The 14,948-nt window shown below is 47.6% G+C and carries 12 protein-coding genes; 8 read left to right on the top strand and 4 right to left on the bottom strand.

What is annotated here, in order from left to right; genetic code table 11:
* Nucleotides 1-21 precede the first annotated feature (21 nt).
* From RQP50_RS21445 to RQP50_RS21475, 7 genes are all read left to right on the top strand, one after another.
* The gene (locus RQP50_RS21445) at nucleotides 22-576 is read left to right on the top strand and encodes a GNAT family N-acetyltransferase (protein WP_072732212.1); all 555 of its coding nucleotides are present in this window, start codon (nucleotides 22-24) and stop codon (nucleotides 574-576) included.
* Nucleotides 577-920: 344 nt separating this feature from the next.
* Complete coding sequence (locus RQP50_RS21450) at nucleotides 921-1,400, top strand: DUF6530 family protein (RefSeq protein ID WP_072732211.1); 480 nt, start codon at nucleotides 921-923, stop codon at nucleotides 1,398-1,400.
* Nucleotides 1,401-1,402: 2 nt separating this feature from the next.
* Nucleotides 1,403-2,617, top strand: a complete 1,215-nt coding sequence (locus RQP50_RS21455; protein WP_315746875.1) for an MFS transporter — start codon at nucleotides 1,403-1,405, stop codon at nucleotides 2,615-2,617.
* A 12-nt stretch (nucleotides 2,618-2,629) separates the two neighbouring features.
* The gene (locus RQP50_RS21460) at nucleotides 2,630-3,748 is read left to right on the top strand and encodes an AAA family ATPase (RefSeq protein WP_072732209.1); all 1,119 of its coding nucleotides are present in this window, start codon (nucleotides 2,630-2,632) and stop codon (nucleotides 3,746-3,748) included.
* Between the two features lie 140 nt (nucleotides 3,749-3,888).
* A complete protein-coding gene (locus RQP50_RS21465) occupies nucleotides 3,889-4,848 on the top strand; it encodes a vWA domain-containing protein (protein ID WP_315746695.1) in 960 nt (319 codons plus the stop codon).
* Between the two features lie 40 nt (nucleotides 4,849-4,888).
* On the top strand, nucleotides 4,889-5,248 hold the full coding sequence (locus RQP50_RS21470; RefSeq protein ID WP_315746696.1) for a GIY-YIG nuclease family protein: 360 nt from the start codon (nucleotides 4,889-4,891) through the stop codon (nucleotides 5,246-5,248).
* Nucleotides 5,249-5,398: 150 nt separating this feature from the next.
* A complete protein-coding gene (locus RQP50_RS21475) occupies nucleotides 5,399-5,878 on the top strand; it encodes a DUF6530 family protein (RefSeq protein WP_021252431.1) in 480 nt (159 codons plus the stop codon).
* Between the two features lie 160 nt (nucleotides 5,879-6,038).
* On the opposite strand, the gene RQP50_RS21480 is transcribed toward RQP50_RS21475, so the two are convergent.
* The 3 genes from RQP50_RS21480 to RQP50_RS21490 all read right to left on the bottom strand — a co-directional run bounded on the left by RQP50_RS21480 (nucleotide 6,039) and on the right by RQP50_RS21490 (nucleotide 8,800).
* Nucleotides 6,039-7,022, bottom strand: coding sequence for a hypothetical protein (locus RQP50_RS21480; RefSeq protein ID WP_315746697.1), 984 nt, complete (start codon nucleotides 7,020-7,022; stop codon nucleotides 6,039-6,041).
* A 214-nt stretch (nucleotides 7,023-7,236) separates the two neighbouring features.
* On the bottom strand, nucleotides 7,237-8,214 hold the full coding sequence (locus tag RQP50_RS21485) for an NAD(P)H-quinone oxidoreductase (protein ID WP_072732205.1): 978 nt from the start codon (nucleotides 8,212-8,214) through the stop codon (nucleotides 7,237-7,239).
* Between the two features lie 427 nt (nucleotides 8,215-8,641).
* Nucleotides 8,642-8,800 (bottom strand): hypothetical protein, encoded by a 159-nt coding sequence (locus RQP50_RS21490; protein WP_315746698.1) that lies wholly within the window; start codon nucleotides 8,798-8,800, stop codon nucleotides 8,642-8,644.
* A gap of 304 nt (nucleotides 8,801-9,104) precedes the next feature.
* Here RQP50_RS21490 and RQP50_RS21495 point away from each other — a divergent pair, with 304 nt between their 5' ends.
* Nucleotides 9,105-10,577 carry a fused MFS/spermidine synthase gene (locus RQP50_RS21495; protein WP_315746699.1) on the top strand — a complete coding sequence of 491 codons (1,473 nt, stop codon included), beginning with the start codon at nucleotides 9,105-9,107 and terminating at the stop codon, nucleotides 10,575-10,577.
* A 104-nt stretch (nucleotides 10,578-10,681) separates the two neighbouring features.
* Here RQP50_RS21495 and RQP50_RS21500 read toward each other — a convergent pair whose 3' ends face one another.
* A complete protein-coding gene (locus RQP50_RS21500; RefSeq protein WP_315746700.1) occupies nucleotides 10,682-14,941 on the bottom strand; it encodes a beta strand repeat-containing protein in 4,260 nt (1,419 codons plus the stop codon).
* Nucleotides 14,942-14,948 lie beyond the last annotated feature (7 nt).

A 14,948-nucleotide genomic window follows, 5' to 3' on the forward strand; every position in this document is an offset into this window, starting at 1 on the left:
CGAAGTGAGGTAATTTTACGAATGGACATTTCCTATTGGAAAGGCAAACGTATTCGGCTCCGCGCACCTGTTGAGGATGATATCACCATATTCGACAGTTTGGATGACAGCATACTGCAAAATATGGACTCGATTGCATTTCCACGGACACAGGCACAAATGGAAGAATGGATCGAACAAATTTCGCAGGGAGCTTCGGAAAATAGCCATGATTTCTACTGGATCGCCGAGGATGCCGAACAGGGAGACCTTGTCGGTACCGTTGAGATCGATGGCTGCGACCCAAAAAACGGAACCTTCGATTACGCGATATCCGTATTGCCTGCTTATCGGGGCAAGGGCTACGCCAGTGATATGATACTAACCGTTTTGAAGCATTATTTCTTCGAGCTGAGATATCAAAAAGCGACCGTATGCATTTATTCCTTCAACGAAGCTTCTATGAACTTGCACCGCAAGCTGGGTTTCATTCAGGAAGGCAGACTGCGCAGCATGATTTACACTAATGGGAAGTACCATGACGAGGTGTATTTCGGTATGACGAAGGAGGAGTATGAGACATTATACATGAGATAAGTGATTGACGAATTCATAACTTATACGTTCTTAACAACGAGCTGTCGGGCAGTAGTAATTTACTTGCCTAACAGCTCTTTTGTTTTTTCAGTTTCACACATCTAGACTATCTCCGTTCACAGTTGAAATGTTATACATGCGTGTCTCCCCTATTCATCGACTCAATTCCCACAATGAACATAACGATTAACCACTCTTTTTCTCATTCTTACCATGCAGTCAAACGCGGATTTTAGAAAACTGAATTCAAAAAAGATTGACTCCAGATGAGATCCAATATAAACTGAAGCAGTAATTTAGTAAATTAGTAATTTAGTAAATACAAAATTGAAAAGAGGGAGAAAATGAAAATACCCATTACGTTAAAACACAAGCCTGTTGTCGTGTCGGACAATTATGAGCAAATTGATGGCCAATTCGCTAAGAACACAGATGTGAAAGGTCTTTCCCTTGGATTAGCTCAGTGGAATGACAGCCGCAAGGTCGATATTTCCGCCAAGGTATGGAGACATACGGGAGAGAAATGGTCGGAGGATTCGGAGGAACTGCCCCTCCATCGTGTGCTTGATTTATCCATTTTGATTTGCCGATCTGTAGCTCATTTTCACGAAGCATACCGGTTTGAGCATTTGTATGACCCGCAGCAACCCGTCATCGACCGGATTGGTCTGCAAGGAGATGCCATGACGGTGGCAATTGAAACGGAGAATGTGCGAATCAATGAGGACATTAAGCTGTTCAGTCAGGCGCTGAGTGACAACGATGAGATGATCGGCGAGCGTCTTCGCAATTTATCCAAAATATTAAAGGATATGGGGTATTGATGATGTTGTCCAATCGATATGTTCGAACGATTATCCTCTCCCGGGTGCTGCTGCAACTCGGAATTTGGATCCGCAATTATGCGGTACTGCTGTATGTGACCGAATTGACGAACAATAATCCGATTTATGTATCGCTGATTTCAGTTGCGGAATTTGCTCCGATTTTCCTATTCGGACTCATTGGCGGAACCTTTGCCGACCGATGGAAGCCGAAGCGAACGATGGTATGGAGTGATCTGCTGTCTGCCTTGTCCGTTGTAGCTGTGTTGATTGCCGTTTTGAATAACGGATGGATTGCCCTCCTGATCGGATCATTTATTTCCGCCAGTCTGTCCCAATTTTCTCAGCCTTCGGCCATGAAACTATTCAAGCGGCATGTACCAGGTGAACAACTTCAGGGTGTGATGGCAATGTTCCAAACACTTGTCGCCATCTTCACGGTCTTGGGTCCGGTCATCGGCACATTTCTTTTTATACAGTTTGGAATTCACGTATCTCTGATTTTGACGGCTGTCTTCTTCCTGGGATCTTCGTTCATTTTGTCCACACTCCCACGTGATGAGGTAGAACCGAAATCGAGCGATGCGGGCAGCTTCTTCAAGGAGCTGGCGGCCGGACTGCGCTACATTGGGTCAAATCAATCGTTACGCACACTTTGCATGACCTTCGCAGCTGTCGGATTAGCGTCTGGTCTGACTCAACCGCTCCAAATCTTCCTTGTCATCGAGAAATTGGGATTAAACAAACAAGATTTGCAGTGGTTTGTGATGGCCAACGGAGCAGCCATGTTCGTAGGTGGAATTGCCATTATGGGAATCGCCAAAAAGATTAAGCCACAGTTGCTGCTCACGATCGGCTTGCTTGTCGCCGCCGTCTGTACGATGGGAATTGGCGCGTCTTCTCTGATTTGGCTGACTGTTGTTCTCTTAGTGATTAGCGGCTTGTTTTACCCCTGTATTCATGGCGGCATTCAGACGCTTATTGTACGCAATACGGAAGGTTCGTTTATGGGCCGAGTATCCGGCGTGATTACACCTGTTTTTATGGGTATGATGGTCGCTGGCATGTTCATATCCGGTTATTTGAAGGAGATGTCATCACTTCTGACTGTATATGTCGTGAGCGGTATTTTGATTATTGGCGGTGCACTGTTGCTCACCCCTCTCCTTTTTGAAAGAAAACAAAAGATGAGCGAAGCTCCGCATCATGATAGATAGGAGAATATTGAAATGAATGTACATGAAAACTATGTCTTGTCCCCTGCAAGACAACTGACGGATGAAGAGAACAGGCTGATTTGGAAAAAGCCTTCCTCCCATCAGGTCAGCGAAGAAGAACAGCGTATATGTAAAGAAGTAAAACGCAATTGGAATCACGGGGAAATGAAAATTGCTAATATTCTGTTAGAAGGCGATGCCGGTTCCGGTAAAACTCAACTTGCCAAAGCATTGTCTGCGAATTTCAGATTGCCTTATACGAAAATAACCTGCTTTGCCGATATGGATAAATCAGATATTATCGGCGCTATATTGCCCGTCATTCCTTCTGAGCAATTTGAGAAGCTGGAGCCTGAGGAGCAACGCATTTGGCAAGCGATCTATGAGAGCGATAGTTTGCATCACATTACTGAAGTGCTTATGAATGCGCTACAGATTACACAGGAACAGGCCGCCTTACAAATGAAGCAGATGCTAAAGCGTGCAGCAGAATACACCGAGGGCGAAGCGGTTGAGTACCGATTTTACCCATCTGAAATCGTTAGAGCGTATCAAAAAGGATATCTTCTGGAAATTCAAGAACCAAACGTGATTCGTGATGCTGCAGTATTGATGGCGTTAAACTCTGCTCTGGAGCTGGATGGAAGCATGAATCTCCCCACCGAGATCATACACAGGCACCCAGACTTCATCGCAGTCATTACAACAAATCGCAGCTATGCAGGGGCCAGACCGTTAAACGAAGCTCTGCGTGACAGAGTTCAACACACAGAAAAGATGGATCTGCCCGGCAAAGAGGTCATGATGGAACGCGCGATATCCAAAACAGGGTATCAGGATGAAAAGATGCTGAGCGTGTTAGCAGATGTTATTATCATTTTGGATCGAACAGCTCGGGCAAATGCCATCAAAGGCGTGGCTGGAATGCGTTCCTTTTTTTACTGGACAGATGCAGTTGCTGGAGGAGCCTCCGTCAAAGAATCCCTATATCATAAGGTCATCTATAAAATAACAACCGATGATGAAGAAATTAAGATTCTGGAAGAGGCGCTTGAGAAGAATGGTGTGCTTGCTAACTTAGAGGACGTTGCGAATCAGGTAAAAAAAAACGAAAAATCGGTGAACCAATAGAAATCAAGACATGGGGAGATATCGACTCGGATCTTGATTATGATGCTGACAGCCTTACCGAGGAAAAAGGCATAGCACTTAGAAAGTCTGCGGATAGTGAGGATCGTTCATCACTAACATCTGCGGATTCTCACGGCGATATGAAAAGTACAGATACGGGTGAAGACGGCTGCCCCCAATATCATCAGGCCAATCCAGCGCCAATGACTGAGGATGAAAAACAAAAAGAGCGCGATTTTCGCAAAAAACTGAATCGTGCCGCACGGGAAATGGTATCCAATACGATTCATGAAAAGGTGAAGCTAATCGTTCACCGACCAGACTATACGCTAGAAGATCAGCACGATTACGATCGTCTCAGCAGAGGACTCATGCCAATCGTGAGGGAAATTGCTAGAAAAACACTCCCTCTCCTGGAACATGAGGTGTCTTCCGTGTATACAAGGAATCGTTATTATGGAAGCAAGTTTCAGGCGGATAGTGTGGCTTACAGGGATTATCGATACTTTGCCAAAAAACGCCCTCCATCTGAGTCCCCTTCCCTAGTGGTTGGTCTAAGGATTGACGAATCCGCTTCAATGTCTGCGTTTGGCAGATTGGAGGCAGCAAAACAAGCAGTAATGGCAGTCTACGAATTTTGTCAGATTTGCCAGATCCCCATACTCATCTACGGCGACACGGCTGATGTTTCCAGGATGGAGCAAATGTCGATCTTTGCTTACACCGACTTTGAGAAGCCAGATCCAAGCGACCGATTCAGACTCATGAACATCCAGGCCAGAAGTAATAATCGTGATGGAATGGCACTGCGGATGATGGCGGAACGGTTAGCCGTGTCACCACAACAAACCAAGCTGCTCATTAGCATTAGTGATGGACAGCCCAAAGCAATGGACGATTACACAGGAGCTTATGCAGTGAATGACATGCAGCAAACGATAGAGGAATATGAGCGAAAAGGTGTTCGATTCCTTGCAGCTGCAATCGGTCAAGACAAGGATATCATTCATGCCATCTACGGGAATGACCGTTTTTTGGATATTACAAATTTGTATGAGCTGCCAGCAAAGTTAGTTCGAATTATCGCTAGGTATATATAATTCACATTACTCTTTATACTTGAAAAGGAGAACAAACAACATGGATATGAACAAGCGCAAGGAGCTTATTGAAACTTACAAGCAGATCAAGACTTACATGGGGGTTGTTCAGATCAAGAACAACACAAACGGTAAAATCTTCATTGACAGCTACCCCAATTTAAAAAATAAATGGTTCACGCTGCAAATGCAGCTGGACATGGGCAGATTTGCAAATGCTCAGCTCCAGAAGGATTGGAAGGAATTCGGTTCTAGTGCCTTCACCTATGAGATTCTGGAGCAGAAGGAAACCGATAAGGTGACTGACATCCGCTGGGAAGTGAAGCAAATCATAAAGCCATGGCTTGAAAAGTTGCAGCCCTATGGAGACAAAGGATATAACAAGCCACCTAAGGAATAAGTTGTTGGCGTTCATTGCAAGAACTGGCGGGGAGGCTTCCCCGCCAGTTCTCATATTACCCAGATTTCCCGACAGATTGACTATCGTTGATATTCAAGATAAGATGAAACAATCATTTAGTAAATTAGTAAATGAAAAGAGGGTCAAAACATGAAAATACCTACTACGTTAAAACATAAACCTGTTGTCGTGTCAGAAAATTATGAGCAGATTGATGGCCGACTCGCTCCCGATACAGATGCCAAAGGCCTCTCGTTAGGTTTGGCCCAATGGAACGATAGAGGAAAGATTGATATTTCTGCTAAGGTGTGGAGATACACAGGAGAGAAGTGGTCCAGACAGTCAGAAGAGCTCCCTCTTCATCGTGTACTTGATTTGTCTATTCTGATTTGTCGTTCATTGGAGCATTTTCGTGAAGCTTACCGATATGAGCATCTTTATGATCCCGAGCAGCCTATCATCGACCGAGTTGGCCTGCAAGGAGATGCCATGACTGTGGCGGTATGTACGGACAATGAGCGAATTAATGAGGATATTAAGCTGTTCAGCCAAGCACTGAGCAATGACGATGAAATGATAGGCGAACGTTTGCGTACGCTATCTAAAATCTTGAAAGATATGGGGTACTAAAGAAGCTTATCTGATGCATATATTTGCTGAATCAGCAGTGCTTGTTTGTTCGGCAGATACGAAGTCTACATGTTAAGAAAAAGGTGCCTAAAAAAGGCACCTTTTTCTATAAACACACTTCCAGCTCGCCACAGGTCAAGAGTCTGTGATCATAAAGAGATTAATTGGGTGTAAAGGCACCTGTTCCAGCGCTTGAACCATTGCCTACCACAGAAATCGTACCGGTGTCTGTGGTGCGATAGTTGCTGGTAGAGCCTGAATTATGAATTGGATCGCCTGTAAACAACGTGCCGTAATTGGCAGGACTTGCATAATAGTTAAGCGTATTATTTCCTCCTGAATACCAGATGTCGCTCCATTGGAATGGGAACCCGTACATGGCCGCGGCCCACCAAGCCATTTTAAATTTATCTGTCGTATTATCTGTTGGTAATGCACTATTCGGCGCATTTGTGGCAATAACGGCCGTTTCAATACCTTTAATTCTTTTATATGTCAAACATTTATCAGCTTTTACTGACCAATCAGAGATTGATAAATACGTATTGGAAGATATAAGCCAACTTTCAGCAAGATACCAGTCACCAACTCCGACATGGGTCGGCTGGTATACTCCATTTTCGTTCAGATCTCCTCCAATTTGATCTGGATTCCAGGCGTTCATGAACACCTTGAGACCCTTCGAGTGTGCATAATCAGTGACATCATTCTGGATTGTTCTTGTTACAGAGTAGTCAAATCCTGCGCAGTCAAGGAACACACCATATACGCTCATACCACTCCATTTGTTGATTTTTTGCTTAATCGCTGTTGTATCAGGGTTCGGAGTACATCCTAAATTCACGTACCCAAAAACTTTCTTGCCGCCGAGTGCATTTAGATTGTTTATAATCGCGACTGTGTTCGCATGATCGCCATGTGTCGTTTCTTCAAGCCCTGCTCCAAACACGATGATATCAAACTGAGCAAAGGTGTTCGTTGCAGTTGTTACATTTCCACCCGCACCGTTTACGACAGAAGGCCAACCATAATAAATAGCCAGCCGTTGCTGAGGAGTTATAGCTTCAGATGCTCCGGCAGACGGAATAAAACTTGCCAATCCAATGCAAAAAGCAAGCAGAATCAACCATTGATTTTTCTTCATGCCTCTCTACCTTTCTCTCTTCGTATTTGAAATTTATACATCGATATCACTTTCATCCGATGTAGCTGCACTCCCCCTTTTATTCTTGTGACTGACTAGCTGGCATCTCGAGATCATCACTTACACCATCTGCATCCCAAAAAAGACCGCTACAATAATAGTAGCGGCTCATGGTCTTCATTAATACTTTTTATTTTTTTGGTAAACGTGAAATTTATCTCACTTGCAATATGATTTTCCCTGTATTGCGATTCTCTTCCATATGGATGTGCGCATCACTTACCTTCTCAAGCGGGAAGATGGTATCAATAATTGGTTTTATGCTGCTGTTATCGAAATAGGCCAGAACATTAGCTGCAAAATCCTGCGTAAGCCGCGCCTTGTATTCATCACTTCTCGGCGTTAACAGGGTACCTGTCAGCTGAACACATTTTGACATTAAGGCAAACAAATTCATTTGCTCTACCTTCACTCCACCAAGAACGCCGATGAGTACCCAACGACCTTCCTTCTTAATGCTGGCAAGATTCTTCGCCCAATAATCCGCCCCTACAAAGTCCAGAATTACATCTGCTCCCTGCCCATTCGTAGCCCGAAGCACCTCTTCGTCAAAGGATTGCTCCTTATAATTGATGAGTACATCAGCACCCAGGTCTCGACAGAAATCCAGCTTCTCCGCAGAACCGGCAGTTACAATGACGGTAGCCTTGCTAATCTGCTTTGCAAGTTGAATCGCAGCTGTTCCTACTCCACTGGCGCCGGCATGAACAAGCACCGTCTCGCCCTGTTGAAGCTTGCCGATCCAGTATAACGTCTGGTACGCAGTTAAGAATACTTCAGGAATTGCCGCCGCATCAGCAAATGAGAAGGAGTCTGGAATCGGGATCGCCCGATCCATTGGCATGACCGCATATTCGGCATATCCTCCCCCATTTACTAGACCCATTACTCGATCACCAACCGTATAGGTGCTCTCACCATTGACTTCGATGACCGTTCCAGCAACTTCTACCCCTAGAATAGGGTTCGTCGCATATCCGGCCTTGCCTTCACGCATGACAATATCTGTTCGATTCACTGCAGCAGCATGAACTTCGATTAGCAGCTCTCCTGCTTGCGGCTGTGGGCTCGGCAACTCTGTTATCTCCAGCTGTTCTGGTCCACCTGGGTTGTTCACGATTACACCCTTCATTGAGTGCCTCCTTGTTTATTATCTATATTTACATTGTTTGATAGTTATGAAACTATCATATTTAAGACAACCCTTAAAGTCAAGATTATGGTATCGGAGTTCGTTTCTAGGGTATTTTCATGACGTCCCGCCACTTTGTTCTTCTAAGCATTGATTTAGAAGCTTGAGCTGTTTTTGATGGGTGTCATCTATAGTCCGAAAAGATTTATTGCTTGAGTCTGCATACCCATGAAGTAAAATCTCGCCACCTTCAGACATGATATAGGACACCAAATCACCCTTTTCTCCATAGAAAGATAGCAAATAGGCTGGGTATTCGGGGAAATTGGATGCCGAGAAGTCATTTCGAACCCGAATATCTTGAAGTGTACTCATAACGAGCTCAATTTGTTTGTTATCAGTGATGTGAGCATAATTATTGCCTTCGTTATCCCCTGACATAAACTTCTTCAGAAAAATAGATTCGATAATCCATGACTAAATCATGTAGTGAATACGTAATTCGTGTCTGATACACATGATTACCTAGTACGCCCGAAATCAATAACAGGGCAACAATCATAATTGGCATTTTGTATCGTGACATTCCAACCGCCCCCACTATCGTTCTAGTTTTCGTATCTACGTAAATACTACCAGATTATAGAATTCAATAGAGCTACTCTTTTTTGAAACAATTTATAAATGTAAATGAAGTTATTGATCAGATGACGGGATCGCAGATATTTCCCACATGGTAACTGAGGATTGACAGTATGAACAGGTGCAATTGTGTGAACACTGATTCAGAAGCATTGATCCTATTAGCTAATTTGAGGTGTGAATACTTGAATAACCATTTCTCAATCCGTTTTCTATATCTATATGTATTCATCACGGGAGCTTCCGTCATGGCGATTGAAATTGCGGCTTCCCGCTTCCTGGCGCCATACTTCGGTACTTCGATGATTGTGTGGGCGAACATTATTGGACTTATCCTTCTATCACTCTCTCTCGGATATTGGGTTGGTGGCAAATGGGCCGATCGTTGGCCGAGCGGCAAGTTGTTAATGATGCTGTCACTACTGTCCGGTGTCCTTGTGTCCTTATTGCCCTTATGGGGTAGCTTCATATTTCAGTTTCTTACCAATGGCATAATGAATACACCCGTCTGGATTATTTTCTGTTCGTTCTTCGCCGTTTTAATCGTATTTGCTCCCCCTGTATTTTTACTGGCGATGGTGAGTCCGTTTGCAATTCGGTTAGTATCCGATCAATCGAAGGACATTGGCCGTGTAGCTGGCAATCTGTATGCGTGCTCCACATTAGGGAGTTTATTGGGCACATTCGGCACTGCTATGATTACGATCCCATTGTTGGGAGCAAGAGAGTCAATTTATATTTGGTCTGCTGCTCTGATTGTAATTAGCGGTTGGGGACTGCGACATACGAAGCAGCGGTGGTTGGTTTTGCTTCTACTTGTTCCTGTGCTTTCCTATTTCTTCATCTATGACAACGTGTCTACTTCCGCAAATGAGAAAGTCCTCTGGTCCAAGGATACGTTCTACCAATATGTCAGAGTCGTCGAGGCTTCTAATGGAGATATTTCTTTAGTATACAACGAGGGCGGTGGTGTTCAATCGATCCGGAGGGCTAAGCCAGGATTGCATACTGGCGACTACTACAATGATTATTTAGTGCTTCCCTATTTGACCAACTCGCCGGATCAACTGCTCGTATTGGGTTCCGCTGGTGGTACGATTCCTCGGTTGTTGGCTGAGTATGTGAAGCCACAATTTCCAAATATGAATGTTACTGGTGTAGAACTAGATCCCGAGGTTATTGCGCTTAGTTATCAATTTATGGGGCTGAAGCCTGAAGATGCTCAGATTGTGAATCAGGATGCGCGTGTATTTATTAGTAATGCGAATCGAAAATACGATATCATAGTTGTCGACTGCTACTCGCAGCAAATCTATATTCCTGCTCATTTATCGACTGTGCAGTTTTTTGATACCCTTCGATTGTATCTGAATCCAGATGGACTCACTGCTTTAAATGTGAACGTGACAACACCCGATTCTCCACTGCTCTTAGCGATGGCGAAGACAGTGAAGCAGGTATTTCCCAACACGTACATCGTGAAGTCGTCAGGGCAATACAACTACATGATCATCGGATCCATACGCCCGCTGCAAACTGATAATCTCAATCAAATACATCTGAATAGTCCCATTCACCCGCTTCTCGAACAATGGCAGAAAGGGCTAAAGGAAGTGAATGATGAGCTGCTTGCCAACGCACAAGTATTGACTGACAACCACGCTCCAACTGAAATGCTAACAGATTCGATGATTTTTGGGTCAATTCCAGATCGCCCTTAATCCTTATAACGAATAAAGCCACAATACTGAACCTCGAATGTTCATGTACAGTGGCTTATATTTATTTCATTTCTCGTTAATTTCATAACGGATCAGTCGCGGATTTATGAAGATGTTGTGAAGTAAACCGTATATACAGCACTTTGCGTGATATTGGGAGCAGAATAGAGTGATACCGCGTTATTCCTTACGACTGCATTTCCAGGGATGACACTCGTCCAGGTGATTGTAGCTGGTGCTGTTGCTACTGTGGGGTTATATACGTAAACTGGCTGCGCACCAATGTCTGCTGGTCTGATCGAGAACACGATTGTCCCGGTTATGACAGCTGTGGTTACAATCGTTATGGTCGATACAATGCTGCTCGGAGATGGTGAGGAAGCATTGTTATCAACGTCAACACATATTTGAAATAAATAGGTGCCTGCGTCTAAATTATTCACATTGATGGAGCCGGAAAAACCAGATACATTACCTGCACCGAGCACAACATAAGGTATCTCATTAGATACAGCGCCTGGAGAACCAGAGATTCGTTGAAACCCTGAATTCGCCCCGCCAAATAATATAGCTTTCGTGGAAACTGTGGATGATGGCCCTGTGGCGCCAGTTGCTCCGGTTGCTCCTGTTCCACCAGTCGCTCCGGTTGTACCGGTGGTTCCTGTAATACCAGTAGCACCAGTTCTTCCCGTTGCTCCGGTCGATCCTGTCGTTCCAGTCGAACCGGTTGCCCCGGTGATGCCTGTTACTCCAGTACTTCCTGTCGCACCAGTCGAACCGGTTGCTCCGGTGATACCTGTTACTCCTGTTGTTCCTGTCGCACCAGTCGAACCGGTTGCTCCGGTGATGCCTGTTACTCCTGTCGTTCCCGTCGCACCAGTTGAACCAGTTGCTCCGGTGACACCTGTTACTCCGGGCGTTCCCGTCGCTCCAGTTGAGCCAGTTGCTCCAGGGACTCCTGTTACTCCGGGCGTTCCCGTCGCTCCAGTCGAGCCAGTTGCTCCAGGGACTCCTGTTACTCCGGGCGTTCCCGTCGCACCAGTCGAGCCAGTTGCTCCCGTGACACCTGTGACTCCGGGCGTTCCTGTCGCACCAGTCGAGCCAGTTGCTCCGGTGATGCCTGTTACCCCGGTCGTTCCTGTCGCACCAGTCGAACCAGTTGCTCCAGGGACTCCTGTTACTCCAGTACTTCCCGTCGTACCGGTCGAACCAGTTACTCCCGTGGCACCTGTGACTCCGGGCGTTCCCGTCGCTCCAGTTGAGCCAGTTGCCCCTGGGACTCCTGTGACTCCGGGCGTTCCCGTCGCACCAGTCGAACCAGTTGCTCCAGGGACTCCTGTGACTCCGGGCGTTCCCGTCGCACCAGTCGAACCAGTTACTCCCGTGACACCTGTTACTCCGGGCGTTCCCGTCGTACCGGTCGAACCAGTTACTCCCGTGGCACCTGTGACTCCGGGCGTTCCCGTCGCTCCAGTCGAGCCAGTTGCTCCAGGGACTCCTGTGACTCCGGGCGTTCCCGTCGCACCAGTCGAACCAGTTACTCCCGTGACACCTGTGACTCCGGGCGTTCCCGTCGCACCAGTCGAACCGGTTGCTCCAGTGACGCCTGTTACTCCTGTCGTTCCCGTCGTACCAGTTGAACCAGTTGCTCCGGTGATGCCTGTTACTCCGCTCGTTCCTGTCGCACCAGTTGAACCAGTTGCTCCGGTGATGCCTGTTACTCCGGGCGTTCCCGTCGTACCAGTTGAACCAGTTGCTCCGGTGACGCCTGTTACTCCGGGCGTTCCCGTCGTACCAGTTGAACCAGTTGCTCCGGTGATGCCTGTTACTCCGCTCGTTCCTGTCGCACCAGTTAAACCGGTTACCCCGGTGACACCTGTGATTCCGGGCGTTCCCGTCGCTCCAGTCGAACCGGTTACTCCCGTGACACCTGTGATTCCGGGCGTTCCCGTCGCTCCAGTCGAACCGGTTACTCCCGTGACACCTGTTACTCCGGGCGTTCCCGTCGCTCCAGACGAACCGGTTACTCCGGTAATGCCTGTGACTCCGGTCGTTCCCGTCGCTCCAGTCGAACCGGTTACTCCGGTGATGCCTGTTACTCCGGTCGTTCCCGTCGCACCTGCTGAACCGGTTGCTCCAGGGACTCCGGTACTTCCCGTTGCTCCGGTTTCACCTACGGCTCCTGTTGCTCCTGTCACTCCGGTACTTCCGGTTGCTCCGGTTTCACCTACCTCACCAGTGGCTCCTGTCACTCCGGTACTTCCCGTTGTCCCGGTTTCACCCACTGCTCCGGTTGTTCCTGTCGTTCCGGTACCTCCCGTTGCTCCGGTTTCACCTACGGCACCTGCTGACCCTGTCACTCCAGTACTTCCCGTTGCTCCGGTTTCACCTACGGTCCCAGTGGCTCCTGTCACTCCGGTACTTCCCGTTGCTCCGGTTTCACCTGCGGCACCTGTGGCTCCTGTCACTCCAGTACTTCCCGTTGCTCCAGTTTCACCTGCGGCACCTGCTGACCCTGTCGCTCCAGTACTACCCGTTTCCCCTGTCACTCCAGTACTTCCCGTTGCTCCGGTTTCACCTACGGTACCTGTTGCCCCTGTCACCCCAGTACTTCCCGTTGCTCCAGTTTCACCTGCGGCACCTGTGGCACCTGTGGCACCTGTGGCACCTGTGGCACCTGTGGCACCTGTCGCTCCGGTACTTCCTGTTGCCCCGGTTTCACCTACAGCACCCGTCGCTCCTGTCGTTCCAGTACTTCCTGTTGCCCCGGTTTCACCTACCTCACCTGTGGCTCCCGTCGCTCCAGTGCTTCCCGTTGCTCCGGTTTCACCTACGGCACCCGTCGCTCCTGTCACTCCAGTACTTCCCGTTTCCCCGGTTTCACCTACAGCACCAGTCGCTCCTGTCGTTCCAATACTTCCCGTTGCTCCGGTTTCACCTACAGCACCAGTCGCTCCTGTCGTTCCAATACTTCCCGTTGCTCCGGTTTCACCTACGGCACCAGTGGCCCCTGTCGCTCCAGTACTTCCCATTGCTCCGGTTTCGCCTACGGCACCAGTGGCTCCTGTCACTCCGGTACTTCCCGTTTCCCCGGTTTCACCTACGGCACCAGTGGCTCCTGTCGTTCCAGTGCTTCCGGTTGCTCCAGCTTCACCTGCGGCACCTGTGGCCCCTGTCGCTCCAGTACTTCCCGTTGTCCCGGTTTCACCCGCTGCTCCGGTTGTTCCTGTCGCTCCAGTACTTCCCGTTTCCCCGGTTTCACCTACGGCACCAGTGGCTCCTGTCGTTCCAGTGCTTCCGGTTGCTCCAGTTTCACCTGCGGCACCTGTGGCCCCTGTCGCTCCAGTACTTCCCGTTGCTCCGGTTTCACCTGCGGCTCCTGTTGCTCCCGGACTCCCTGTTGCTCCGGTTTCACCTACAGCACCAGTCGCTCCTGTCGCTCCAGTGCTTCCCGTTTCCCCGGTTTCACCCACTGCTCCGGTTGTTCCTGTCGCTCCCGGACTCCCTGTTGCTCCGGTTTCACCTGCAGCACCAGTCGCTCCTGTTGTTCCAGTACCTCCCGTTGCTCCGGTTTCACCTGCGGCACCTGTTGCTCCGGTTTCACCTACGGCTCCGGTTGCTCCCGTCGCTCCAGTACTGCCTGTTGCTCCCGTTTCCCCTATTGCTCCTGTGCTGCCAGTCACTCCAGTGGATCCCGTTGGGCCAGTTGGGCCCGTCGGCCCTGTTACGCCATCAACATACCAGGATTCGGCTAATTGATAAATATCTGCAACGAAAGCGAACCCGGGAGTTCCCTCACCATGATTCATAACCTGAAACGTAAATAAAAATCGAGAGCCCGGAAAAATATCTGAAGAACGAAATGAAGCTGTAACCGAATGATATCGAATGTTCTGCCACGGAATACCCGATTCAATAGAATGCAAATCAGCAGGCAATGCATAGAGTTCATTATCTAAATAATCCGGCGGAATTGGCATCACAGGATTGCCTATTGCATCGATAAGAGTGATACGCATACTGCAAACTTGGTTGCAAAATAGGGTGAAAAAGATAAGATAAGAAATCTCTTCCGTCCCCTCGAGAATTGGCAATGGTACAGACGCCGTAGCAAAACTGCAAACTTCCCCAGCTTTGGCTACTTGCTTGGACCAAATAAATGTCGGGTTGTTTATCTGCTTGAACCACACATTATTGTCACTAGTGAAAGATTCTAGTTTAAGCCATATCTCATTTACATCTACAATATTTACTGCATTCGGGGAATGCCCAGTGATTAATAATACTACAGCCTCGCCAACAGAATCAGCGACAAACACATTCTTATTGCTGCTTGTAATTCGTTGTAAAGGTGTAATTGTCATTCGCAAT

Source organism: Paenibacillus suaedae (assembly GCF_032337355.1).
GTDB classification, from domain to species: Bacteria; Bacillota; Bacilli; order Paenibacillales; family Paenibacillaceae; genus Paenibacillus_B; species Paenibacillus_B suaedae.